Source organism: Streptomyces sp. NPDC001315 (genome assembly GCF_042896175.1).
Lineage (GTDB): Bacteria > Actinomycetota > Actinomycetes > Streptomycetales > Streptomycetaceae > Streptomyces.
In genome coordinates, this window is sequence record NZ_JBIAWZ010000001.1 from 1,007,916 (window position 1) to 1,031,061 (window position 23,146).

General features: G+C 70.9%; 18 protein-coding genes and 1 pseudogene. 10 read left to right on the forward strand and 9 right to left on the reverse strand.

Annotation, left to right across the window (positions count from 1 at the left end; genetic code table 11):
• Window positions 1-20 precede the first annotated feature (20 nt).
• From whiA to uvrC, 4 genes are read right to left on the reverse strand one after another with little or no spacing between them, the layout of a single operon-like run.
• A complete protein-coding gene (whiA, locus tag ACFY16_RS04450; RefSeq protein WP_351142255.1) occupies window positions 21-1,010 on the reverse strand; it encodes a DNA-binding protein WhiA in 990 nt (329 codons plus the stop codon).
• Window positions 1,001-2,068: a uridine diphosphate-N-acetylglucosamine-binding protein YvcK gene (yvcK, locus tag ACFY16_RS04455; protein ID WP_390645558.1), complete on the reverse strand. Its 1,068-nt coding sequence runs from the start codon at window positions 2,066-2,068 to the stop codon at window positions 1,001-1,003. The genes whiA and yvcK overlap by 10 nt, the downstream gene beginning before the upstream one ends.
• The gene (gene rapZ / locus ACFY16_RS04460; protein ID WP_390645559.1) at window positions 2,065-3,144 is read right to left on the reverse strand and encodes an RNase adapter RapZ; all 1,080 of its coding nucleotides are present in this window, start codon (window positions 3,142-3,144) and stop codon (window positions 2,065-2,067) included. Before rapZ ends, yvcK begins: the two co-directional genes overlap by 4 nt.
• Complete coding sequence (gene uvrC / locus ACFY16_RS04465; RefSeq protein WP_390645560.1) at window positions 3,141-5,225, reverse strand: excinuclease ABC subunit UvrC; 2,085 nt, start codon at window positions 5,223-5,225, stop codon at window positions 3,141-3,143. The genes rapZ and uvrC overlap by 4 nt, the downstream gene beginning before the upstream one ends.
• 429 nt (window positions 5,226-5,654) lie before the next feature.
• Here uvrC and ACFY16_RS04470 point away from each other — a divergent pair, with 429 nt between their 5' ends.
• Window positions 5,655-5,852: a hypothetical protein gene (locus ACFY16_RS04470; protein WP_390645561.1), complete on the forward strand. Its 198-nt coding sequence runs from the start codon at window positions 5,655-5,657 to the stop codon at window positions 5,850-5,852.
• A 209-nt stretch (window positions 5,853-6,061) separates the two neighbouring features.
• Window positions 6,062-7,021, forward strand: a complete 960-nt coding sequence (locus ACFY16_RS04475; protein ID WP_390645562.1) for a hypothetical protein — start codon at window positions 6,062-6,064, stop codon at window positions 7,019-7,021.
• Between the two features lie 28 nt (window positions 7,022-7,049).
• On the opposite strand, the gene ACFY16_RS04480 is transcribed toward ACFY16_RS04475, so the two are convergent.
• Window positions 7,050-7,469, reverse strand: coding sequence for a Rieske 2Fe-2S domain-containing protein (locus tag ACFY16_RS04480; RefSeq protein WP_390645563.1), 420 nt, complete (start codon window positions 7,467-7,469; stop codon window positions 7,050-7,052).
• Window positions 7,470-7,799: 330 nt separating this feature from the next.
• On the opposite strand from ACFY16_RS04480, the gene ACFY16_RS04485 reads away from it, so the two are divergent.
• Both ACFY16_RS04485 and ACFY16_RS04490 read left to right on the forward strand, forming a co-directional pair.
• Window positions 7,800-8,849, forward strand: a complete 1,050-nt coding sequence (locus tag ACFY16_RS04485) for a LacI family DNA-binding transcriptional regulator (RefSeq protein WP_390645564.1) — start codon at window positions 7,800-7,802, stop codon at window positions 8,847-8,849.
• Window positions 8,846-9,757 carry a carbohydrate kinase gene (locus tag ACFY16_RS04490; RefSeq protein ID WP_390645565.1) on the forward strand — a complete coding sequence of 304 codons (912 nt, stop codon included), beginning with the start codon at window positions 8,846-8,848 and terminating at the stop codon, window positions 9,755-9,757. The genes ACFY16_RS04485 and ACFY16_RS04490 overlap by 4 nt, the downstream gene beginning before the upstream one ends.
• Window positions 9,758-9,873: 116 nt before the next feature.
• Here the strand turns inward: ACFY16_RS04490 and uvrA are convergent, their stop codons facing one another.
• The gene (uvrA, locus tag ACFY16_RS04495; RefSeq protein ID WP_390645566.1) at window positions 9,874-12,912 is read right to left on the reverse strand and encodes an excinuclease ABC subunit UvrA; all 3,039 of its coding nucleotides are present in this window, start codon (window positions 12,910-12,912) and stop codon (window positions 9,874-9,876) included.
• 223 nt (window positions 12,913-13,135) lie between these two features.
• Here uvrA and ACFY16_RS04500 point away from each other — a divergent pair, with 223 nt between their 5' ends.
• Together ACFY16_RS04500 and ACFY16_RS04505 are read left to right on the forward strand one after the other, a co-directional pair.
• Complete coding sequence (locus tag ACFY16_RS04500; protein WP_390645567.1) at window positions 13,136-13,822, forward strand: maleylpyruvate isomerase family mycothiol-dependent enzyme; 687 nt, start codon at window positions 13,136-13,138, stop codon at window positions 13,820-13,822.
• Window positions 13,823-13,868: 46 nt separating this feature from the next.
• Window positions 13,869-14,525, forward strand: a complete 657-nt coding sequence (locus tag ACFY16_RS04505) for an MBL fold metallo-hydrolase (protein ID WP_390646092.1) — start codon at window positions 13,869-13,871, stop codon at window positions 14,523-14,525.
• 648 nt (window positions 14,526-15,173) lie between these two features.
• Here ACFY16_RS04505 and ACFY16_RS04510 read toward each other — a convergent pair.
• A pseudogene (locus ACFY16_RS04510) lies at window positions 15,174-16,694 on the reverse strand (zinc ribbon domain-containing protein); the annotation flags it as partial.
• Window positions 16,695-17,256: 562 nt separating this feature from the next.
• Between ACFY16_RS04510 and ACFY16_RS04515 the strand changes: the two are divergent.
• The 3 genes from ACFY16_RS04515 to ACFY16_RS04525 are packed head-to-tail and all read left to right on the forward strand — an operon-like array spanning window position 17,257 to window position 19,831.
• Window positions 17,257-18,141, forward strand: a complete 885-nt coding sequence (locus tag ACFY16_RS04515) for an ABC transporter substrate-binding protein (RefSeq protein ID WP_390645568.1) — start codon at window positions 17,257-17,259, stop codon at window positions 18,139-18,141.
• Window positions 18,138-19,079, forward strand: a complete 942-nt coding sequence (locus tag ACFY16_RS04520; RefSeq protein WP_390645569.1) for an amino acid ABC transporter permease — start codon at window positions 18,138-18,140, stop codon at window positions 19,077-19,079. The genes ACFY16_RS04515 and ACFY16_RS04520 overlap by 4 nt, the downstream gene beginning before the upstream one ends.
• Window positions 19,076-19,831 carry an amino acid ABC transporter ATP-binding protein gene (locus tag ACFY16_RS04525; protein WP_390645570.1) on the forward strand — a complete coding sequence of 252 codons (756 nt, stop codon included), beginning with the start codon at window positions 19,076-19,078 and terminating at the stop codon, window positions 19,829-19,831. Before ACFY16_RS04520 ends, ACFY16_RS04525 begins: the two co-directional genes overlap by 4 nt.
• Window positions 19,832-19,841: 10 nt before the next feature.
• On the opposite strand, the gene aroQ is transcribed toward ACFY16_RS04525, so the two are convergent.
• Window positions 19,842-20,315, reverse strand: coding sequence for a type II 3-dehydroquinate dehydratase (gene aroQ, locus ACFY16_RS04530; protein ID WP_390645571.1), 474 nt, complete (start codon window positions 20,313-20,315; stop codon window positions 19,842-19,844).
• A 184-nt stretch (window positions 20,316-20,499) separates the two neighbouring features.
• On the opposite strand from aroQ, the gene ACFY16_RS04535 reads away from it, so the two are divergent.
• Window positions 20,500-21,771 (forward strand): MFS transporter, encoded by a 1,272-nt coding sequence (locus ACFY16_RS04535; RefSeq protein ID WP_390645572.1) that lies wholly within the window; start codon window positions 20,500-20,502, stop codon window positions 21,769-21,771.
• A gap of 133 nt (window positions 21,772-21,904) precedes the next feature.
• Here ACFY16_RS04535 and ACFY16_RS04540 read toward each other — a convergent pair whose 3' ends face one another.
• Window positions 21,905-23,005, reverse strand: coding sequence for a calcium:proton antiporter (locus ACFY16_RS04540; protein WP_390645573.1), 1,101 nt, complete (start codon window positions 23,003-23,005; stop codon window positions 21,905-21,907).
• Between the last annotated feature and the right edge of the window lie 141 nt (window positions 23,006-23,146).

Sequence of the window (23,146 nt, forward strand, 5' to 3'; positions counted from 1 at the left end):
GCGTGTTGCGGGCTTCGGGGTCAGCCGACGAGGTTGTCGGCCAGCTCCTCGGAGATGTTGGCCTCCGTGCCCGGGATGCCCAGGTCGGAGGCCCGCTTGTCGGCCATCGCCAGCAGTCGGCGGATACGGCCGGCGACCGCGTCCTTGGTCAGCGGCGGGTCGGCGAGGGCGCCCAGCTCCTCCAGGGAGGCCTGCTTGTGCTCCATGCGCAGCCGGCCGGCGGCCGCGAGGTGCTCGGGCACCTCGTCGGCGAGGATCTCCAGGGCCCGCTGGACGCGGGCACCGGCGGCGACGGCGGCGCGGGCGGAGCGGCGCAGGTTGGCGTCGTCGAAGTTGGCGAGACGGTTCGCCGTGGCGCGCACCTCGCGGCGCATCCGCCGCTCCTCCCAGGCCAGCACGGACTCGTGCGCGCCGAGGCGGGTGAGCAGGGCGCCGATCGCGTCGCCGTCCCGGACGACGACCCGGTCCACGCCCCGGACCTCGCGGGCCTTCGCCGCGATGGACAGGCGGCGGGCGGCGCCGACGAGCGCGAGCGCGGCCTCGGGGCCGGGGCAGGTCACCTCGAGGGAGGAGGAACGACCGGGCTCGGTCAGCGAGCCGTGCGCCAGGAACGCTCCGCGCCAGGCCGCCTCCGCGTCACAGGTCGCCCCCGAGACCACCTGCGGGGGCAGACCGCGGATAGGGCGGCCCCGGCCGTCCACGAGGCCGGTCTGCCGGGCCAGCTGGTCGCCGCCGGCGACCACGCGCACGACGTAGCGCGAGCCGCGACGCAGACCGCCCGGTGCCATCACGATCAGCTCGGAACTGTGGCCGAAGATCTCCAGGATGTCCCGCTTGAGCCGACGCGCCGCCATCGCGGTGTCCAGCTCCGCCTCGATCACGATGCGCCCGCTCACCAGGTGGAGGCCGCCGGCGAACCGCAGGATGGCGGAGACCTCCGCCTTTCTGCAGCAGGTCCGGGTGACGGGGAGCCGGGAGATCTCATCCTTCACCGCTGCCGTCATCGCCATGGGCCGATCCTTCCATGCATCCGAAAAATACGGTCGTACGCGGCGGCGAGGAGCTCCGGGTCGTGTCGCGAAGTCCCATCGGCCCGGGCCACGGGCGCCAGCTCGACCGCGGCCCCGAACCGTTTGGCGGCGTCGGTCAACGAGTCGCGGTCGGGCACGGCGGCCTCGTCGGCCAGCACCACGTCCAGGGCGAGTTTAGGGGCGTGTCGTCCCAAAACCTCCAAATGACGCTGCGGGGAGAAGCCATCGGTTTCTCCGGGCTGCGGTGCGAGGTTCAGGGAGAGTACCCGGCGCGCCTTGGTCTGCGTGAGCGCGTCCAGGAGTTCGGGCACCAGCAGGTGCGGGATGACCGAGGAGAACCAGGAGCCGGGGCCGAGCACCACCCAGTCCGCGTCCCTGACCGCGGCGACGGCCTCGGGGACGGCGGGCGGGTCGTTCGGTACGAGGTGTACGGACTGCACCTCGCCGGGGGTGAGGGCGACCGTCGCCTGGCCGCGGACGGTGTCGACCTCGTCGGGCCGGTCCGGGTCGTGCCCCTTGACCAGGGCCTGGAGCTCCAGGGGCACGGCGGACATGGGCAGCACCCGCCCGTGCGCGCCAAGGAGCTTGCCCACCAGGTCCAGGGCCTGGACGTGGTCGCCGAGTTGCTCCCACAGGGCGACGATCAGCAGATTGCCGACCGCGTGCTCGTGCAGGTCGCCCTGGGACTGGAAGCGGTGCTGGATGACGCGGGCCCACGTCTGGCCCCAGTCGTCGTCGCCGCACAGGGCGGCCAGCGCCTTGCGCAGGTCGCCGGGCGGCAGCACGCCCAGCTCGTCGCGCAGGCGGCCGCTGGAGCCGCCGTCGTCTGCCACGGTGACGACCGCGGTGAGGTCACCGGTGATCCGGCGCAGTGCGGCGAGCGAGGCGGACAGGCCCATGCCGCCGCCGAGGGCGACGACCTTGGGCTGGGTTCCGCGGCGGCGCGGCTTGCCGCCACGGGCCTCGACCGGCCGGCTCGCACGCCCCTCGGGTACCACCCGGCGCAGTCGGCTCAGCCGCGGAGTACGTCCCGTCATTCCCGTCCCATGTCCCGGTGCACGACCACCGTCTCCACACCCTCGGCCGCGAGCCGCGCGGCGAGCTTCTCCGACATCGCGACCGAACGGTGCTTGCCACCCGTACAGCCGACCGCGATGGTCACATAGCGCTTGCCCTCACGGCGGTAGCCCGCGGCAACCAGCTGGAGGAGCTCCGCGTAGCGGTCGAGGAACTCCTTCGCGCCGGGCTGGTTGAAGACGTACGCCGCCACCTCCTCGTTGACACCGGTGAAGGGGCGCAGCTCCGGGACCCAGTGCGGGTTGGGCAGGAAGCGCATGTCCACGACCAGGTCGGCGTCGACCGGGAGGCCGTACTTGAAGCCGAAGGACATCACGGTGGCCCGCAGCTCGGGCTCCTCCTCGCCGGCGAACTGGGCGTCCATCTTGGCGCGCAGCTCGTGCACGTTCAGGCTGGAGGTGTCGATCACCAGGTCGGCGTCGCCGCGCAGCTCGCGCAGCAGCTCGCGCTCGGCGGCGATCCCGTCGACGATACGGCCGTCGCCCTGGAGCGGGTGCGGGCGGCGCACCGACTCGAAGCGGCGCACCAGGGCGTCGTCGGAGGACTCCAGGAAGACGATCCGGCGCGTGACACCCCGGGTGTCGAGGTCCGCGAGGGACTCCCGGAGGTTGTCGAAGAAGCGGCGGCCGCGGACGTCGACGACGACCGCGATCCGCGCCACGTTGCCCTGGGAGCGGGCGCCGAGCTCCACCATGGTGGGGATCAGGGCCGGCGGGAGGTTGTCGACGACGAACCAGCCGAGGTCCTCCAGACACTTGGCGGCCGTCGAACGGCCGGCCCCCGACATGCCGGAGATGATCACCAGCTCCGGGATGGCCGCCTCGGGGATCCCGGGCGGCGCGCTGTCCGTACTCACCTGTGCTCCGTCTTCCTGGCGTGCATCCTGCTGGCGTGCGCCTTGCTCGGGTGCGTTCTGCTGGCGTTCACCCTGCTGGGGTGCGTCCTGCTGGGGTGCGTCCTGCTGCGGGGAATTCTCGCGTGCTTCCCTGAGCGTCTGATCTCGCTGCGCTGTGGGCTGTGTCTCGTGATCGTTCATGGTTCCTGCCCCCGTCGTTCGTCCGGGGCGCCCGCGGTCACGGGCTCCCCCGGGGAGCCCGCCGTCGTCTCGGGCGCCCCGACTTCCTCGTCTTCCATGATCTCTCCAGTAGCCGTGTTCACGGCGGGGGCGGCCGGGGCCGCCTGGGCGAGGGCCACGGCGATGGTCTCGGCCGTCTTGCGGCCTATGCCCGGGACCTCGCAGATCTGGTCGATTGTCGCGGATCGCAGCTTCTTCACCGAGCCGAAGTGCTTGATCAGAGCCTGCTTGCGCGTGTCGCCGAGGCCCGGTACGTCGTCCAGAGGGCCGGCCCTGAAGCGCTTGGCGCGCTTGGTGCGCTGGTAGGTGATGGCGAAGCGGTGGGCCTCGTCGCGGACGCGCTGGAGCAGGTAGAGGCCCTCGCTGGTGCGGGGCAGGACCACGGGGTCGTCCTGGTCCGGCAGCCAGACCTCCTCCAGACGCTTGGCCAGGCCGCAGACGGCGATGTCGTCGATACCGAGCTCGTCCAGGGCCCGCTTGGCCGCCGCGACCTGCGGCTGTCCGCCGTCGACGACGACGAGCTGGGGCGGGTAGGCGAAGCGCTTGGGACGGCCGTCGTCCTCGGTGAGGGTGTTCCCATTGCCGATCTCGCCGTCGGTCTCACCATCCCCGGTCTCACCGTCGGTCCACTCCCCCGTCCGCTCCTTCTCGGCCAGGTAGCGCCGGAAGCGGCGGGTGATCACCTCGTGCATGGAACGGACGTCGTCCTGGCCCTCGAAGCCCTTGATCTGGAACCGGCGGTACTCGCTCTTGCGCTGCAGTCCGTCCTCGAAGACGACCATGGAGGCCACGACGTCGTCACCCTGGAGGTGGGAGATGTCGTAGCACTCGATCCGGAGGGGGGCGCTGTCGAGTTCGAGGGCGTCCGCGATCTCCTCCAGGGCGCGTGAGCGCGTGGTCAGGTCGGAGGCGCGCTTGGTCTTGTGCAGGACGAGCGCCTGCTGCGCGTTGCGCTCCACCGTCTCCATCAGGGCCCGCTTGTCGCCGCGCTGCGGGATGCGCAGCGAGACGTTGGAGCCGCGGCGTCCGGTCAGCCACTCCTGCACAGGCTCCAGGAGCTCGGGCAGGGCCGGAACGAGTACCTCCTTGGGGACGGCGTCCCCGGTCTCCTCGCCGTAGAGCTGCTGGAGGGCGTGCTCGACGAGGGCGCCGGTGGTGATCTCCTCCACCTTGTCGGTCACCCAGCCGCGCTGGCCGCGCACGCGTCCGCCGCGGACGTGGAAGATCTGGACGGCCGCTTCCAGCTCGTCCTCGGCGACCGCGATGAGGTCGGCGTCGGTCGCGTCGGCGAGCACGACCGCGTTCTTCTCCATGGCCTTCTTCAGGGCCTCGATGTCGTCGCGCAGGCGGGCGGCCCGCTCGTACTCCATCTCCTCGGCCGCCTCCATCATCTGCTTCTCCAGACGACGGAGGTAGGCGCCCGTGCGGCCGGCCATGAAGTCGGAGAAGTCCTCGGCGAGTTCTCGGTGCTCCTCGGCGGAGACGCGTCCCACACAGGGCGCAGAGCATTTGCCGATGTAGCCGAGCAGGCAGGGGCGGCCGGTGCGGGCGGCGTTCTTGAAGACGCCGGCCGAGCAGGTGCGCACCGGGAAGACGCGCAGGAGCAGGTCGACCGTGTCCCGGATGGCCCACGCGTGCGCGTACGGCCCGAAGTAGCGGACGCCCTTTTTCTTGTGACCGCGCATCACCTGTACGCGCGGGAACTCCTCGTTCATCGTCACCGCGAGGTACGGGTAGCTCTTGTCGTCGCGGTATTTGACGTTGAACCGGGGGTCGTACTCCTTGATCCAGGAGTATTCCAACTGCAGCGCCTCGACCTCCGTGGACACGACGGTCCACTCCACGGACGCGGCGGTCGTGACCATCGTCCGGGTACGCGGGTGCAGGCCCGCCAGGTCCTGGAAGTAGTTCGCCAGGCGCTGGCGCAGGCTCTTCGCCTTCCCGACGTAGATCACCCGGCGGTGCTCGTCACGGAACCTGTACACCCCGGGAGAGTCCGGGATCTGTCCCGGCTTGGGGCGGTAGCTGGAGGGGTCGGCCATGTCTCACACCCTACTGGCGCGCAGTGACACACCGGCGATGCTGTGGACAACGCCAGGGACGTCCGGGACGTCCGGGTGCGGTCGGCCGCCCGCCGGGAGCCGGCCGGCGGCGTCCCCGTGCCCCGGCGGTGGCGGCCCTCGGGACCGGCGTCGCCGGCGCTTCCGGCTCCGCTGGGGCGGAGGATCGTGATCAGGCCGCGGAAGATCGTGCGCAGGCGCGCGGAGCGCTGCCGGAGTGATCTGGGGCGCATCGCCCGCTCTCGGCCGTCGACGGGACGGCGGTCAGGCTCCGCGGCCCCGGCCATGTGGCCGGCATCGGCCATGTCAGGCCATGTCGGACGCCGGACAGCGCACGCTCCCGGACCGGCCCGCTCTGGCGGGTGACCGTCGTGGGCGCCAGGTCCCTGTCGATGCGCTGTCCCAGCGTCGATGACAGCGCCCGGCTCGGTGTCGCCGACGTACCCGCGGTGGTCATCATCTCGACGACGCTCCCGTAAGAACTCCGAGGAGCTCATCGCGGCCGGCCTCGCGCGCGGGTTCCTGCACAAGTCGGTGCTGTCGGTGCGCGCGATCAAGGACGTGCTGGACGGCGGAACGGTTACGGCGCCGACGCCACGGAGGACCTGAAATGTCGCAGTGCGGACTCGGCCAGGAGTGTGCCGCGGTCGGGCGTCAGGTGTTGTCGGGACTTGGTCAACACGCTTCAATGCGGGGGAACTCGGGGCCATGAACGACGGCGTACGGATGTGAAGGCTCCCCACGCCGACGGGGTGGCCCCGATCACCCCCCGCGAACGGTCTGACCAGCCGTTGTGACCTTCACAGAAAGGCCCCTGCATGCCGCACGCCACACAGCACGCGGACGTCGCCCTCGACGTCGCCGCCGCGGAACTGGACACGGCCCTGCGAGGCGGCCCCTTCCACGTCGCCCTGCGCGCCGCGATCGCGGCCCGTGGACTGCCGCTGCAACGCGTGCAACACCATCTCTCGCGCTACGGAGTGAAGGTCGGCGTCACGAGCCTGAGCTACTGGCAGCAGGGCGCCCGCCGCCCGCAGCGCCCCGAGTCGCTGCGCGCCGTCCGGGCGCTCGAGGAGATACTGCAACTCCCCGAGGAGTCACTGATCCGGCTGCTCGCCGAACCCGACGAAGGCACCCTCGGCGACCGGTCTTCGTCCCGCTCCTACCGCTCCCTCGTCGCGGCCTCGGGAGTCCTGGAACAGCTGCTGACCGAGCTGGAGTGCCCGCTCGACAGCGGGCTGCACACCCTTGGACACCACGAGCGGGTACGGATCGGCGCGCGCCGCGAGCTCCTGGGACGCGAGTCGCACCACATCGTGCGCGCCCACCGCGACGGCGTCGACCGCTTCGTGGCCGTCCACCACGGCGACCAGGGATGCGCACCGGAACGTATGGCGGTGCAGGCCCTGGAGAACTGCCGTACGGGCCGTGTCCGTTGGCACCGCGACACCGGTGTACTCGTGGCTGAGCTGCTCTTCGACACCCGGCTGCGCTCCGGCGATACGTTCCTCTTCCGCTACGGCGTCGAGGACGGCACGGCCGACGCCTCCCGCGAGTACGTCCGCGAGGCCGGCATGGCGGGCGGCCAGTACGCCCTCGAGGTGCGCTTCGACGAACACGCGCTGCCGATACGCTGCCACCGGTTCACCCAGCACTCGGCGGCGGCCCCGCGCAGCGGCCGTCAGGAGCTGGCGCTCAGCCGGCGGCACCGCTCGGTACACCTCGTCGAACCCCGGGTGCGCTCGGGGATCGTCGGCATCGGGTGGGACTGGGAGTGAGCGACCGGGCGCTCGGCCCGACCGCCGATCAGGCCTCCGGCCCGGCGACGATCCTGCCGCCCTTGACCTCGACCGGCAGCTCCTTCAGCGGCACGGTGGCCGGGTCGTGCAGCACCTCGCCGGTCAGGGCGTCGAACCTACTGCCGTGACAGGGGCAGACGAGGGTCGTCCCCTCCAGTTTGTTGATGGGGCACAACGCGTGCGTGCAGATCGTGCTGTACGCCTTGAGGGTGCCGTCGTCGCGTCGGCCGACGACCACGTTGTGGTCCCGGTACAGCTTGGCGCTCCCCTTGGCGATCTCGCTCTCGGCACCGACCTCGACGGGCGCGGTCGGGCCGGCGTGCGAGGCCTGCCCCGTCGAACAGGCGGCGAGGCCGAAACCGGCGACGGGCACGACGGCCGCCCCTCGCAGGAGGGTGCGGCGGCTCGGGACGGGACGGCCAGGCATGAGGAACTCCATGTGTCAGCGGGCGGTGCTTGTTGACCCTAACGGGGGCGCTCATTCCGGATCGGTACGGGGGCGTCTGACGCAAACGTTTGCGCAAGCGTTTACGTCAGCGCGCCGGATGGGGTACGTTCCCGGCCGAAGGGCCCACTGCGGCCCATGGAAGGCCCACGTGACGGCCAGGGTGGATGGCCAAGGCAGACGGCCCAGGTGGACGGCCGGGCGGACAGCCGGGACGGACAGCCGGACGGACGGCCGGACGGACGGCCGGGCAGACGGCAGGGACAGTCGGCCGGAGTGGACGGCCGGGTAGACGACCCAGAAGGGGACGCGATGCCGACCATGGCTGACGTCGCACGGTCCGCCGGTGTGTCCGTCGCGACCGTCTCGCACGTCCTGAACGACACCCGCCCGGTGCTGCCCCACACCCGCCAGGCCGTCCTGGACGCCATCGACGAACTCGGCTACACGCCCAACACCCTCGCCCGCTCCCTGGTGACCTCCCGCACCCGGTCCATCGGGCTCGCGGTGTCGGCGATCAGCAACCCGTACTTCACCGAGATTTTCCAGGGTGTCGAGACCGGCGCCCTGGAGCATGGCTACAGCCTGCTCATCGCCGACCCGCACGACGATCCGGAACACGAGCGCAAGGTCGTCCAGCTCCTGCACGAGCGGCGCGTGGACGGCATGATCGTCGCACCGTCCGCGAAGCCGGGTGAGCTCGTCGCCTACCTCACGCGCCACCACGTGCCGACCGTCTTCCTCGACCGGGTGGTCGACGTCCCCGCGGACGGCGCCCCGCGCTTCGACCAGGTCTGCGCGGAGAACACCGGGCCCGTGACCCGGCTGGTCACCCATCTCGCGGGCCTCGGCCACCGGCGGATCGCCCTGGTCGCGGGCCCGCCGGGGCTCGGCACCACCAGCGAACGGATCGCCGGCTACCGCCACGGCCTCGCCACCGCCGGGCTTCCCCACGACGAACGGCTCGTCGCACACGGCGGCTCCACGACCGAGGCCGCCGAGCGTGCCACCGCAACCCTGCTCTCCCTCGCCGCGCCGCCCACCGCCCTCGTCACCGCCAACAACGCGATGACCATCGGGGCGCTACGCGCCCTGCGTGAGCGCGGCCTGTCCGTACCCGAGGACATCGCGCTGTGCTGCTTCGACGACTTCGCCTGGGCGGACCTGTTCTCGCCCCGGCTCACCGCGATCGCCCAGCCCAGCAAGGACATCGGCGCCCAGGCGGTACGGGTGCTCCTGGAACGCCTCGCCGCGCCGGACCGCCCCGCCCGGACCGTCCGGCTCCCCTGCACCTTCGTCCACCGCACCTCGTGCGGCTGCGCCGAGCATCCGAAGCAGCCCGAGAAAGGAACCGACTCGTGATCGTCGTCGCCGGTGAGGCACTGATCGACCTGGTACCGCAGGGCCCCGGCGCCCTGGCGAACCTGAAGCCGACGCTGGGCGGCGGCCCCTACAACACCGCCGTGGCCCTCGGCCGGCTCGGCTCCCCCACGGCCTTCTGTTCCCGCACCTCGTACGACGCCTTCGGTGAGGCCCTGCTCGACGGGCTGCGCGAGGCGGGCGTGGACGTGTCGGCCGTACAGCGCGGTACGGAGCCGACCACCCTGGCCGCCGCCACGATCGCCGCGAACGGCTCGGCCGCCTACTCCTTCTACGTCGAAGGCACCGCCGACCGACTGTTCACGGTTCCGAACCGGCTGCCCGGCGGGGCTCGCGCGGTGTCCTTCGGGACCTGCTCGCTGGTCCTCGAACCGGGCGCGAGCGCTTATGAGGAGTTGATGCGCGCCTCGGCCGCGCAGGGTCTGTTCACCACGCTCGACCCGAACATCCGGCCGGGACTGATTCCGGACGCGGACGCCTACCGGGCCCGCTTCAAAAGCTGGCTGCCGTCGGTCTCGCTCCTCAAGGTCTCCGAAGAAGACGCCCGTTGGCTGGGTGGCACCCCACGCGAGTGGCTTGCGGCCGGGCCGTCGGCCGTTGTGATCACGCTGGGCGGCGACGGACTCACCGTCTTCACCCGGGCCGGCGGGGTGCACTCCGTGCCGGGCGAGAAGGTCGACGTCGTCGACACCATCGGCGCCGGAGACACAGTGAACGCGGCCCTGCTGCATGGCCTGTCGACCCAGGACGCGCTCTCCTCGGAGGCGCTCGCGGCCATGGGCACCGACAGCTGGACCCGGCTGCTGAGGTTCGCGGCACGCGCGGCCGCGATCACCTGCTCCCGGGCGGGCGCGGAACCGCCGTACGCCTCTGAACTGGGCCGGCTGTAGGGGCGTCGAGCGGGGCGACAAGGGACGGCGCCCCGCGGGGAGTTCCCGCGGGGCGCACGTGTTTTCCGTACTTCTTGAGCCTTCTTCGGCTTTCTTCGACGGCGTGGCCGACCGGCTCAGGCCTTGCGGGCTCGCGCCGTCTTCTTCGCCGGCGTGGCCTTCTTCGTGGCGTCGGCCGCCTTCTTCGTCGCCGTGTTGTTGGCTGCCGTGACCGTCTTGACCGTGGCCGTCTTCTTCGCGGTCGACTTGGCCGCGACCGTCTTCCTGGCCACCGTCCGACGCGAGGCCTGCGCCGGAATGGCGTCGCTGATCCGGTCGGCGGAGAGGATGTCGCGCAGGAACTTGCCGGTGTGGCTGGTCGCAACCCCGGCGACCTGCTCGGGCGTGCCCTCGGCGATGACGAGGCCGCCGCCGGCGCCGCCCTCGGGCCCCATGTCGACGACCCAGTCCGCGGTCTTGATCACGTCGAGGTTGTGCTCGATGACGATGACCGTGTTGCCCTTGTCGACCAGCCCGGACAGGACCGTCAGCAGCTTGCTGATGTCCTCGAAGTGCAGACCGGTGGTCGGCTCGTCCAAGACGTACACCGTGCGCCCGGTGGAGCGGCGCTGGAGTTCGCTGGCGAGCTTCACGCGCTGCGCCTCACCGCCGGACAGGGTGGTGGCGGACTGGCCCAGCCGGACGTAGCCGAGACCTACGTCGTTCAGCGTCCTGAGGTGGCGGGCGATCGACGGGACGGCCTCGAAGAAGTCCATCGCCTCCTCGATCGGCATGTTCAGCACGTCGGCGATGGACTTGCCCTTGTAGTGGACCTCCAGGGTCTCCCGGTTGTACCGGGCGCCGTGGCAGACCTCGCACGGGACGTACACGTCCGGGAGGAAGTTCATCTCGATCTTGATCGTGCCGTCGCCCGCGCAGTTCTCGCAGCGGCCGCCCTTGACGTTGAAGGAGAAGCGGCCGGGCAGATAGCCGCGCACCTTCGCCTCGGTCGTCTCCGCGAACAGCTTGCGGACGTGGTCGAAGACACCGGTGTACGTCGCCGGGTTCGACCGCGGGGTGCGGCCGATGGGCGACTGGTCGACGTGCACGACCTTGTCGACGAGATCGTCGCCGTCCACGCGCGTGTGCCGCCCGGGCACGCTTCTCGCGCCGTTCAGCTCGCGGGCCAGGTGCGTGTAGAGGATGTCGTTGACCAGAGTCGACTTGCCGGAGCCGGAGACACCGGTGACCGCGGTGAACACGCCCAGCGGGAAGGACACGTCGATGTCCTGCAGGTTGTTCTCGCGGGCGCCGTGCACGGTGAGCTGCCGGGACGGGTCGAGCGGGCGCCGGATGTCCGGGACCGGGATGGCCTTCTTGCCGGACAGGTACTGCCCGGTCTGCGACTCGGCATTGGTGAGCAGCTCCTTCAGAGAGCCGCTGTGCACCACCTTGCCGCCGTGCTCACCCGCGCCGGGACCGATGTCGACGACCCAGTCGGCGACCTTGATGGTGTCCTCGTCGTGCTCGACGACGATGAGCGTGTTACCCATGTCGCGCAGCCGGACCAGGGTCTCGATCAGCCGGTGGTTGTCGCGCTGGTGCAGGCCGATGGACGGCTCGTCGAGAACGTAGAGGACGCCGACGAGTCCGGAGCCGATCTGGGTGGCCAGGCGGATGCGCTGCGCCTCGCCGCCCGAGAGCGTGCCGGCCGCGCGGTTCAGCGAGAGGTAGTCCAGGCCGACGTCGACCAGGAACTTGAGCCGTTCGTTGACCTCCTTCAGCACCCGCTCGGCGATCTTCTTGTCGCGGGCGCTCAGCTTGAGCTCGCCCAGGAAGTCCGCGCAGTCGCTGATGGACATCGCGGAGACCTCGGCGATCGACCTCTCCATGATCGTGACCGCGAGGACGATCGGCTTCAGTCGGGTGCCCTCACAGGTGGGGCAGGGCACCTCGCGCATGTAGCCCTCGAAGCGCTCGCGGCTGGCGTCGCTCTCGGCCTCGCTGTGCCGGCGCTTGACGAAGGGGACGGCGCCCTCGAAGGGGGTCGTGTACACACGCTCGCGCCCGTACCGGTTGCGGTAGCGGACCTCGATCTGCGTCTTGTGGCCGTAGAGCAGGGCCTTCTTGGCGCGCTGCGGCAGACCGGCGAAGGGGATGTCCGTCCGGAAGCCGAGCGCGTCCGCCAGGGCGCCGATCAGCCGGCCGAAGTAGTCCTTGGTGTGCCCGTGCGACCAGGGGTGGATGGCACCTTCGTCGAGGGACTTGTCCTCGTCCGGGACGATCAGCTCGGGGTCGACTTCCATGCGCGTGCCGATGCCCGTGCACTCGGGGCAGGCGCCGAAGGGTGAGTTGAAGGAGAAGGAGCGGGGCTCGAGCTCCTCGAAGGACAGGTCGTCGTACGGGCAGTACAGGTGCTCCGAGTACATGCGCTCGCGCTCGGGGTCGTCCGCGGGGAGGTCGACGAAGTCGAGCACGACCATGCCGCCGGACAGGCCGAGCGCGGTCTCCACGGAGTCGGTGAGGCGGCGCTTCGCGGAGTCCTTCACCGTGAGGCGGTCGACGACCACCTCGATGGTGTGCTTCTCCTGCTTCTTCAGCGTCGGCGGGTCGGAGAGCTGGATGGTCTCGCCGTCCACGCGCGCGCGGCTGTAACCCTTGGTCTGGAGATCGGCGAACAGGTCGACGAACTCGCCCTTGCGCTCGCGCACCAGCGGCGACAGCACCTGGAAGCGGCTCCCCTCCGGCAACTCCAGGACCTTGTCGACGATGGCCTGCGGCGACTGGCGCGAGATCGGCCGGCCGCACTCGGGACAGTGCGGCTTGCCGATGCGCGCGAAGAGCAGCCGGAGGTAGTCGTAGACCTCGGTGATCGTGCCGACCGTCGAGCGCGGGTTGCGCGAGGTCGACTTCTGGTCGATGGAGACCGCCGGGGACAGGCCTTCGATGAAGTCGACGTCCGGCTTGTCCATCTGGCCGAGGAACTGCCGAGCGTACGAGGAGAGCGACTCCACGTAACGGCGCTGGCCCTCGGCGAAGATCGTGTCGAAGGCCAGCGAGGACTTGCCCGACCCCGACAGGCCCGTGAAGACGATGAGCGAGTCTCGTGGGAGGTCGAGCGAGACATTCTTCAGGTTGTGCTCGCGCGCGCCACGGACGATGAGACGGTCGGCCACGCCGGTCCGCACCTTTCTTGAGAGAAGTGACAGGGGCGGGCCCCTGTGCTTTCTCAGACTAGGGGGAGCCACTGACAACGCCGGTCGGATTCCCAGGTCGCATAACAATCCCCGACCATCCAGCATGCCCGACGCCGCACTCGACCATATAGCACGTGCATTCGATTTGCGGTCCCGTCCCGCTTCCTTCACCCGAAGGAGTGGCGGGGCTAGGGTCGGCCCCATGATTGATCACGCACGTGACCTGGCCTCTGTACGTGACGCGACCGACCAGCTGCTCAACGCAGCCGCCGAAGTGAACAACGCATCCGTGGCCGAGCCGTCACGCCTGCCCGGCTGGAGCCGCGGCCACGTCCTCGCCCACCTCGCCCGGAACGCGGACGCGCTCGTGGACGTCCTCGAGGGGCGCCCCATGTACGCCTCCGCCGACGCCCGGGACGCCGACATCGAGCGGGACGCGCCCCGCCCTCTCGACGTCCAGCTCGCCGACCTGCGCGACAGCGCGGCCCGCTTCCAGGAGGCGGGGGCCGCCCCGGCCGACTGGTCGCGCACGGTGGAGCTGCGCAACGGGGTCACCGACGTCGCGGCCCGGGTGCCCTTCCGGCGATGGGTCGAGGTCGAGCTGCACCACGTGGACCTCGGGATCGGGTACGAGCTGGAGGATCTGTCGGCGGAGTTCACGGAGCGGGAGATCGACTTCCTGGTCGCGCGGTTCACCGGGCACCCCGATGTGCCGTCCACCCGGATCACCGACGGCACGCACGCGTGGCGCACCGGCAGGGACGCGACCGAGCCCGAGGTCACCGTCACCGGCTCGCGGGCCGACCTGCTCGGCTGGCTCGCGGGGCGGCGTGACGGGTCCGGGCTGACGGTGGTGGGAGGCACGCTGCCGACGCTCCCTCCGTTGTAGGACACGGGCGTCCCTCGGGCCGCTCCCCCGCTATAGGCTGACCGCCATGACGTACAGCGGACAGGTGACGGTCGGCGGCCCGGCGGACGTGCACGAACTCAAGGACCTGATGATCACCAAGATCGCGGTCGGCCCGATGGACAACAATGCCTATCTGCTGCGCTGCCGAGCCACCGACGAGCAGTTGCTGATCGACGCGGCCAACGACGCGGACACGCTGCTCGGCATGATCGGCGACGACGGCATCGCGTCCGTCGTCACGACCCACCGGCACGGCGACCACTGGCAGGCGCTCGCCGCGGTCGTCGCGGGCACCGGCGCCCGTACCTACGCCGGCCGGGACGACGCCGAAGGCATCCCTGTGCCGACCGATGTCCTGGTCGACGACGGCGACACCATCCGGGTGGGGCACGTGGAGCTCACCGCGCGCCATCTGGTCGGGCACACGCCGGGCTCGATCGCCCTCGTCTACGACGACCCGCACGGGCACCCGCACGTGTTCACGGGGGACTGTCTCTTCCCGGGCGGCGTGGGCAACACCTTCAAGAACCCGAAGGCCTTCGCCAGTCTGATCCACGATGTCGAGACGAAGATCTTCGACGTCCTCCCGGACGAGACCTGGGTCTACCCGGGACACGGCAACGACACCACGCTGGGCGCGGAGCGCCCGCGTCTGCCCGAGTGGCACGCGCGAGGATGGTGAAGCGTCTCTAGAACTCTGTGTGTGCCTGGGGTTTCCGGGCTTTTCGGGCGCGGCGTGGCCGTGTGCGGTCGCTGTCCGGTGGTCCGATCCTCGGGGTGAGGGGGTGGGCCGGGGTGGCGTGCAGGTGGTGGAAGCCGGTCCGCTCGGCGGCGCGGGTGCGTCGTCGACAGGTTCTGCGTGAGAACCGCCTGCGTCCGGAGGGAAGAAGGTCTCCTTCTGCCTGGGCGTGGGCGGGTACTCCATGACCTGGCACCGGCCCGGTGGGGGCTGGTGCCGGGGTGTCATGCCCCGCCGGACGCTGGACCACCCGGGTGGGGGTGGTGGCGGGGACCGTACGCACATCGGGCACACGGCGGGAAGTCTTCGAGTCCGGGACCCGCCCTCGGGCGCGCGGGGCGTCTTGGTGCCGGGGCGGGTGGGTCTGTTGGGGGTGGGGCGCCCCTTGCCCGGGCTGGTCTTGGTCTTCGGGCTGTTGGGGCGGGGCGGTGCCTGTTCTGTTTGGCGTTGGCGGCGCAGGCGGCGGGTGGTCTTCTTCGGACGCCTCACCAGGGCCACGGTGCCGTCCACAGTGGTGCGGATGGTGCGGGTCCCGGTGGTGCGGTCGGTGGTGGTGTGGGTCTGGGCGAGCAGGCCGCGGGAGACGATCCGGCGGGCGGCGGCACGGTCGCGGTCCATGGACAGTCCGCAGCCGGTGCAGTGCGCCCACTTCCAGCCGCGCTCGCCCAGCCGGTCGGGGGCGGGGTGGTGGGTGAGTTTGCCGAGGCAGCCGGGGCACAGCTTGGAGGTGCCGCGGGCCGGGACGGTGACCACCGCGATGCCCGCCCGCGCACCCAGATGCCGGATCGCGTCGGCCACCGTGCCGCGTACCTGTCCGGACAGGCGGGCGTTGCCGCGCCGTTGGCCGCGGGCTTCCAGGGTGGTGAGGTCTTCGAGGTAGAGGACGCTCGCGCCGAGCGCTGTCGCCTGGTCGACGGCCCAGCGGGCCGCCGCCCAGGCCAGCGCGTTGTTCAGGTGCCGGATCCGGGCACACACCCGCCCGTGCTCGACCTCCAGCGCCCGCGCCCGGTCGAGGTACTCACCCCAGCGAAGGTGCGGGGAGCCCAGCCCGTCCGCGAGGGCCCGGTAGTGATCGCGCTTGGCGGCGAGGTGCTCGCGCACGCCGCGCAGCCGGTGCAGGGCGGCGCTGACCGTGGTGGCGTCGAAGATGAGGGGCCGGCCGTCGGTGAGGACCCGCCGGGTTGGTCCTGTGCCGGTGAGGCGGCCGAGTGTGCCGGTGAGGAGGGTGTTGACGCCCCAGTCGAAGCCGACGGCCACGGTATGCCCGCTCGCCTTGACGGGTGGGGCGGGCCTCGAGTGCGGCAGGTCGACGGCGATCCGGCCCTGGGGGGTGGGGCGCAGGCTGGGGGTGTGCAGCACCGCGTCCGGGGGGACGGTGCCGGGCAGCCGGATGTCGATCACGTGCCAGGCCCAGTCACGGCCCGAGGCAGGAGCCGCACACAGCGGCAGCTTGAGACGCAGCCGGGCGGTGGCCTCATCCACCCGCGCAAGGGTGACCTGCTGACGGTCCATCGCCGCCAGCAACACCACCGCAGCCACCCGCGGCGGCCCCTCCAAGGCGCACAGTCCGGCCGGAAGCTTCCCATGTTCGGACAGGTAGGCGCGGATCTGGCGGGTGCGGTTACGGATCTCCGCACCGCTCACCCCGGCGGGCAGCAGTCCCCGCAGCGCCGCCCACTCCTCCTCACTGCGCCGCCGCGGATCGGCGGGCCAGGTGGCCAGGACCGCACTCACGATGCTGCGCCGGTGCAGGGCCAGCCGCAGCGTCCTGGCCGCGTACTCCTCCGCGCCGCGGCGCACCCGGTCCGACACATACACCCCGGCCGGGGGCGTGAGGTCCTGCGGCCAGCCCAGGCGGCGCAGCGCCATCCACCCCTTGGACGGCAGCGCCTCACCCCGCCCGTCCACCCCGCCGGCCAGCACATCCAGACAGGCCTCGTCCCACCGGGAAGCCACCACAGCACCCGTCAGCTCCCGGCTCAACTCCGCCAGGAAACCCACCCGTTCGAACAGCACGCCCTGCCCGACCCGCTCACCGCTGCCCTCCAGCACACCAGCAAAGGCGGTACAGGTGGCCGTCGCCATCAACTTAGCCACCCCCACCACCCCCATTCCCCCGCACGATCCCGGTCGGCCCCGCCGGAACGACCGCTCCCGGCACTCCGATCGACCTAACGAGCGACTATCACACAAGGACACGGCCTCGCCATGTAACAGCGGAAACCGCTACCAGGCAGGAGGAAACGGGTGGCAGAGTCCAAGGAACCGCCCCCATGACGCGAAGCAGCATCAACCAGCCTGCTTAAGTCAAACCCCCAACAGTTGAATACCCTCCGTATACAGGGGTGGTGAACCCTCGATGCGGGGGTGGTGAATCCACGGCACACGGGGAGCGCAGGCCACTGAACGCGCGCCCCGTGTGAATCGTGTGCACGCGCCGACGCCATACGCGCGCTCCCGGCGTGCGTGGTCGCGGTGTCAACTGGCAGCAGCCCTGCACAGGATGACGGCTCCTGCGCGGTACGGGCCGCCGGCCTCTCGATCCCCGCCCTCGACCGGCGGCCCAGGCGAGCCGCACCGCGCTTGTTCACAAGAACGCAACACCCGTTCCCACTATGCGAACAACTGCCGTCGTGACGTCGACAAACGCGGCTTTCGCTGCCAATCTCCCGCCATGCGCCTCTCCCCTCGTGTTCTGCGCCGCGCCGTCGCCGGCGCCACCGTAGCCCTGCTCGCCACCGCCGTCGGCTGTGCTCCGCAGCCGGAGGAGAACGCTGCTGCCAAGCCCTCCGGTTCGAGCGCGAACGCCTGCGCCAAGGGCGGACTGGCCACGAAGACGTCGGGCAAGCTGACGATCGCCACCGACGAGCCCGCGTACGAGCCGTGGTTCAAGGACGACAAGCCCGCGAGCGGCAAGGGCTTCGAGTCGGCGGTCGCGTACGCCGTGGCCAAGCAGCTCGGCTACGACAGCAACGCCGTCGTGTGGCAGAGCGTCCCCTTCAACAAGGCGTTCGCGCCCGGTGAGAAGACCTTCGACTTCGACATCAACCAGGTGTCCATCAGCGCCGAGCGCCAGAAGGCGGTGGACTTCTCCTCCGGCTACTACGACGTGCGCCAGGCCGTCATCGCGCTCAAGGGCTCCAAGGCGGCGAAGGCCACGAGCATCGCGGACCTGAAGGACGTCAAACTGGGCGCCCAGGTCGGTACCACCAGCCTCGACTACATCGACGACGTGGTGAAGCCGAAGCAGGCCGCCGCCGTGTACGCCAAGAACGACCAGGCCAAGTCCGCTCTGAAGAACGGTCAGGTCGACGCCGTCGTCACCGACCTGCCCACCGCCTTCTACATCACGGCGGCCGAGGTGACCGACGCGAAGATCGTTGGCCAGTTCGAGAACCGGACGGGCACTGCGGAGCAGTTCGGGCTCGTGCTCGACAAGGGCAGCGCGCTCACCTCCTGCGTGACGGGCGCCGTGGACGCCCTGCGCAAGGACGGGACGCTGGCGAAGCTCGAGCAGGAGTGGCTCTCCGACGCCGTCGACGCCCCGGTGCTCAAGTGACGTTCACGAAGGAGGAGTCCGGCCAGGAGGACGCGGACGACAACGGTGACAGGCCGGGCGACGGCAGGGATGGCGCACCGGGGGCCGGTGACGCGTACACGCCGTCGCAGCGGCGGCTGGAGCGCGAGCGCTTCAAGCGTGTCCGGGCCCGTCGCGCCACGGCGATCGCCGCGCTCTCGACCCTGGTCACGGGCGTCGTCCTCTACCTGGTCGTCGTCAGCGCGCCCGGCTGGCCGCGCACCAAGGAGACGTTCCTCAACGGGCAGTACGCGCGCGAGGCGTTCCCCAAAGTCCTCGAAGGGCTGTGGCTGAACGTCCGGCTGCTGCTCGTCTGTGGCGCCGCCGTGCTGGTCCTGGGCATGGTCATCGCCATCGCGCGGACCCTGCGCGGCCCGGTGTTCTTCCCGCTGCGGTTCCTGGCGGCCGCGTACACCGACTTCTTCCGCGGGCTCCCCCTGATCATCAACCTGATGATCGTGGTCCTGGGCGTTCCGGCGCTGCGTCTGCAGGGTGTGACCGTCGACCCGGTGCTGCTGGGCGGTACGGCACTCACCCTGACGTACTCGGCGTACGTGGCCGAGGTGTTCCGCGCCGGCATCGAGTCCGTCCACCCCTCGCAGCGCGCCGCGGCCCGCTCGCTCGGCCTGAACAACCGACAGGCCCTGCGGTACGTCGTGCTGCCTCAGGCGGTGCGCCGCCAGGTGCCGCCGCTGCTGAACGACCTGGTGTCGCTCCAGAAGGACACCGGGCTCGTGTCCATCGGCGGCGCGATCGACGCCGTACGGGCCGCGGACATCATCGTGGGCCGCAGCCTCAACTACACGCCCTACATCGTCGCGGGCCTGGTCTTCGTGGCACTGACCATCCCGATGACCCGCTTCACGGACTGGGTGACGGCCAGGATGGACCGTCAGCGGGCCCAGGGAGGAGCCATATGAGCGACCACGCTCCGGTGCTGCGGATGGAGGCCGTCCGCAAGACGTTCGGCGGGTCGGTCGTCCTTCGGGACATCGACCTGGAGGTCGCCCCGCACACGGTGACCGCGCTGATCGGCGCCTCCGGCTCCGGCAAGTCCACGCTGTTGCGGTGCGCGAACCTCCTGGAGGACATCGACGACGGTGCGATCTGGCTGGACGGCGAGGAGATCAGCGACCCGCGCGCGGATCAGGACGCGGTACGCCGTCGTATCGGCGTGGTTTTCCAGGCGTACAACCTGTTTCCGCACATGACGGTCCTGGAGAACATCACGCTCGCCCCGCGCCGGGTGCACGGCGTGTCCCGCGCGGAGGCCGAGGAGAGGGCCAGGGAGCTGCTGGAGCGGCTCGGGCTGGCCGCCAGGGCCGGGGAGTACCCCGACCGGCTGAGCGGGGGCCAGCAGCAGCGTGTGGCGATCGTGCGCGCCCTGGCCGTACGCCCCCGGCTGCTGCTCCTCGACGAGGTGACCGCGGCCCTGGATCCCGAGCTCGTGGGCGAGGTCCTCAACGTCGTCCGCGACCTGAAGGACGACGGCATGACCATGGTGCTGGCCACCCACGAGATGGGCTTCGCCCGCGAGGTCGCCGACCAGGTTTGTTTTCTGGACGGAGGTGTGGTGCTGGAGCGCGGCACCGCGGCGCAGGTCTTCGGCGACCCGCAGCAGGAGCGCACGCAGCGCTTCCTGCGGCGGATCGTGGAGGCGGGCCGCCTGTAGCTCCGCAGGGCTACGCGTCGGTCTGTGCCGCGCCGGCCAGCGCGGCGACCCGCTCCACCCCGAACGCGTAGCCCTGCACCCCGCACCCCGCGATGACGCCGTCGGCGCGCAGCGAGACGTACGAGTGGTGCCGGAACGCCTCGCGCTTGTGGATGTTGGAGATGTGGACCTCCAGCACCGGCAGGCCGTCACAGGTGTTGAGTGCGTCCAGGATCGCGACGGACGTGTGCGAGTAGGCGGCCGGATTGATCACGATCCCGCAGTGGTTCAGCCGTGCCTCGTGGATCCAGTCGACCAGCTCGCCCTCGTGGTTGGACTGGCGGAAGTCCACCGTGCCACCGTGCGCGGCCGCCGCCTTGACGCACAGGGCCTCGATGTCGGCGAGCGTGTCGGAGCCGTAGATCTCCGGCTGGCGCTGCCCCAGAAGGTTCAGGTTGGGGCCGTTGAGGATCATGATCGGGGCGTTGGCCAGGGTGCGGGGCACGGTTCCTCCGGTCCGTTCGGGCGGTGCGTTCGCGAGGGGCGGTCCGTCCCTCGGGAACGCCGTTCGGACCCGGTCTATCACGGTGCCGCCGAACCACGATCACCCCCGCGCGCCCCCGTAACCAGCTGTCACCATGGGTAGTTGACGCGGCATGCACGATGTACGCACCGTAAGGACACCCGGCATGCTGCGGCTCGCGACCGCCTCGCTCGCCGGGACGGCCATCGAGTTCTACGACTTCTTCGTCTACGGGACCGCCGCGGCGCTGGTCCTGGGACCCCTGTTCTTCCCGACGTTCTCGCCGTTGGCGGGGACACTGGCCGCCTTCGGTACGTTCGGCGTGGGCTTCGTGGCGCGGCCGCTGGGATCCGTGCTGTTCGGTCACGTGGGGGACCGACGCGGCCGCCGTCCGGTGCTCGTCGTGTCGCTGTTGCTGACGGGCGCCTCGACGGTCGCGGTCGGCTGTGTGCCGACGTACGACACGATCGGCGTGGCCGCTCCCGTACTGCTCCTCGTCCTGCGGTTCCTCCAGGGGCTGGGGCTCGGCGGGGAGTGGGGCGGGGCCGTGCTGCTGACCGCGGAACACGCGCCTGCGGAACGGCGCGGGCTGTGGTCGAGCTTCCCGCAGGTCGGGCCCGCGGTGGGCTTCGTACTGGCCAACGGCGTGATGCTGGTCCTGTCGGCGACGCTGTCCGACGCGCAGTTCGCCCAGTGGGGGTGGCGGGTGCCGTTCTGGGTGGCGGGGGTGCCGGCCGTGGCGGGACTGTGGTTGCGCTCGTCGGTCACCGAGAGTCCCCGTTTCCTCGAAATCGACGACCACGCGCGCGTGCCGCTCGCCGAGGTCGCACGCGACCACTGGCGGCTGGTGCTGCTCACGGCAGGTGCGCTCGCGGCCGGGTACGCCATCTTCTACGCCGTGACGACCTGGTCCCTCGCCTACGCGACGGAACGACTCGGGGTGAGCCGTACGGTCATGCTGGCGTGCATCATGGCCGCAGTGGTGGTGAAGGGCGCGCTGACGCCGCTGGTGGCGGTGTTGGGCGACCGCTTCGGGCGGCGGCCGCTGTGCCTGGCCGGGTGCGCGGCTTCCGCCCTGTGGATGTTCCCGATGGTTGCGCTCCTGGCCACCGGTGAGCCACTGCTGATGTTCCTCGGCTCCCTGGGCGCGTTGATCGCGTTCGTCACGATGTTCGCCGTGATCGCCGCCTATCTGCCGGAGCTGTACGAGCCACGGGTGCGGTGCACCGGCGCCGCGGTCGGCTACAACCTCGGCGGCGTCGTCGGGGGCGCGCTCACGCCGATCGTGGCGACGGCACTCGCCGAACACGGCGGGCGGGTCCCGTGGGGCGTCGGTGCCTATCTGACGGGAATCGCCCTGCTCAGCCTCGGCTGCTTCGCGCTGCTGCCGGAGACCCGGCCGGTGCGGGTGCCGACGGCGAAACCGGTCATGGATTGATCACCGCCTCCGCCCGCGGCAGAACCGTGTCTCCGGCCTGCGGCAGCCCGTGACGGACCGATCCTCGGCTTCCGGACGCGCGGGAGAACCCGTGATGCCTGATCGCTGACCTTAAGGACAGGCGGGGAGCCGGTTATGGATTGATCGCCAGCTCCAGGTAAGCGGCGAAGAGCACCAGATGGACGCCGCCCTGGAGCGGTGTGGCCCGGCCGGGCACCACGGTCAGCGAACTCACCACCACCGTCAGCACGAGCAGCACCATGTGGGTCGAGCCGAGGCCGAGGACGAGCGGGCCGGAGAGCCAGACGGACGCCAGGGCGACCGCGGGGATGGTCAGGCCGATGCTGGCCATCGCCGAACCGAGCGCGAGGTTGAGGCTGGTCTGCACCCGGTCGCGACGGGCGGACCGCAGCGCGGCGATGGTCTCGGGAAGCAGCACCAGCAGCGCGATGATCACACCGACGACGGCATGGTGCAGCCCGGCGGCTTCCACGCCCGACTCGATCGTCGGTGACACGGCCTTGGCGAGGCCCACCACTCCGATCAGGGCGAGGCCCAGCAGCCCCAGGCTGATCCGGGCGGTGTGGCGGGACGGCGCCTCCGCGTGGTCGTCCTGGTTGATCACCCCGCCCTGCCGGGTGATCGGCAGGAAGTAGTCGCGGTGTCGCACTGTCTGGGTCGCCACGAACAGGCCGTACAGAATCAGCGAGGACAGCGCGGCGAAGGTGAGCTGTACGCCCGAGAACTCGGGGCCCGGCCTGCTCGTGGTGAACGTGGGCAGCACCAGGCTGAGCGTGGCCAGGGTGGCGACGGTCGCGAGGGCGGCACCGGTGCCCTCGGGGTTGAAGATCGCCGTGCCGTGGCGCAGCGAGGCGACGAGAAGGCACAGGCCGACGATGCCGTTGCAGGTGATCATCACGGCAGCGAAGACCGTGTCCCTGGCCAGGGTCGAGCTCTTGTCCCCGCCGTCCACCATGAGGGTGACGATCAGGGCGACCTCGATGATCGTGACGGCGACGGCGAGCACCAGGGAACCGAACGGTTCACCCACCCGGTGGGCGACCACCTCGGCGTGGTGCACCGCGGCCAACACGGCCCCGGCCAGGACCACCGTGACCAGCGCGACCACCACGCCCGGCAGGTGGCGCCCCCAGGTGAGGACGAGCAGAACGACCGCGACCACCGGTACGAAAGACGTCCACTGCGTGGTGAGCGACCTGCGCAGAGCGATCATGGCGCGATCGTCGCAGAGACGATCCGACTTCGCATTCCGCGACTTCTGGGACATGATCGCTCCCGCCTCCGTTGCCCGCGCCCGCATCTCGTCGATGCCCTCGGTCCACCGGGGGCGGGTGCCGGCAATTCGCCGCGCACC

Excerpts from the sequence above, each read along its gene's own strand:
- whiA (WP_351142255.1), bottom strand. The coding sequence starts at position 1,010 with ATGGCGATGACGGCAGCGGTGAAGGATGAGATCTCCCGGCTCCCCGTC.
- yvcK (WP_390645558.1), bottom strand. The coding sequence starts at position 2,068 with ATGACGGGACGTACTCCGCGGCTGAGCCGACTGCGCCGGGTGGTACCC.
- rapZ (WP_390645559.1), bottom strand. The coding sequence starts at position 3,144 with ATGAACGATCACGAGACACAGCCCACAGCGCAGCGAGATCAGACGCTC.
- uvrC (WP_390645560.1), bottom strand. The coding sequence starts at position 5,225 with ATGGCCGACCCCTCCAGCTACCGCCCCAAGCCGGGACAGATCCCGGAC.
- ACFY16_RS04470 (WP_390645561.1), top strand. The coding sequence starts at position 5,655 with ATGACAGCGCCCGGCTCGGTGTCGCCGACGTACCCGCGGTGGTCATCA.
- ACFY16_RS04475 (WP_390645562.1), top strand. The coding sequence starts at position 6,062 with ATGCCGCACGCCACACAGCACGCGGACGTCGCCCTCGACGTCGCCGCC.
- ACFY16_RS04480 (WP_390645563.1), bottom strand. The coding sequence starts at position 7,469 with ATGCCTGGCCGTCCCGTCCCGAGCCGCCGCACCCTCCTGCGAGGGGCG.
- ACFY16_RS04485 (WP_390645564.1), top strand. The coding sequence starts at position 7,800 with ATGCCGACCATGGCTGACGTCGCACGGTCCGCCGGTGTGTCCGTCGCG.
- ACFY16_RS04500 (WP_390645567.1), top strand. The coding sequence starts at position 13,136 with ATGATTGATCACGCACGTGACCTGGCCTCTGTACGTGACGCGACCGAC.
- ACFY16_RS04505 (WP_390646092.1), top strand. The coding sequence starts at position 13,869 with ATGACGTACAGCGGACAGGTGACGGTCGGCGGCCCGGCGGACGTGCAC.
- ACFY16_RS04515 (WP_390645568.1), top strand. The coding sequence starts at position 17,257 with ATGCGCCTCTCCCCTCGTGTTCTGCGCCGCGCCGTCGCCGGCGCCACC.
- ACFY16_RS04525 (WP_390645570.1), top strand. The coding sequence starts at position 19,076 with ATGAGCGACCACGCTCCGGTGCTGCGGATGGAGGCCGTCCGCAAGACG.
- ACFY16_RS04535 (WP_390645572.1), top strand. The coding sequence starts at position 20,500 with ATGCTGCGGCTCGCGACCGCCTCGCTCGCCGGGACGGCCATCGAGTTC.
- ACFY16_RS04540 (WP_390645573.1), bottom strand. The coding sequence starts at position 23,005 with ATGATCGCTCTGCGCAGGTCGCTCACCACGCAGTGGACGTCTTTCGTA.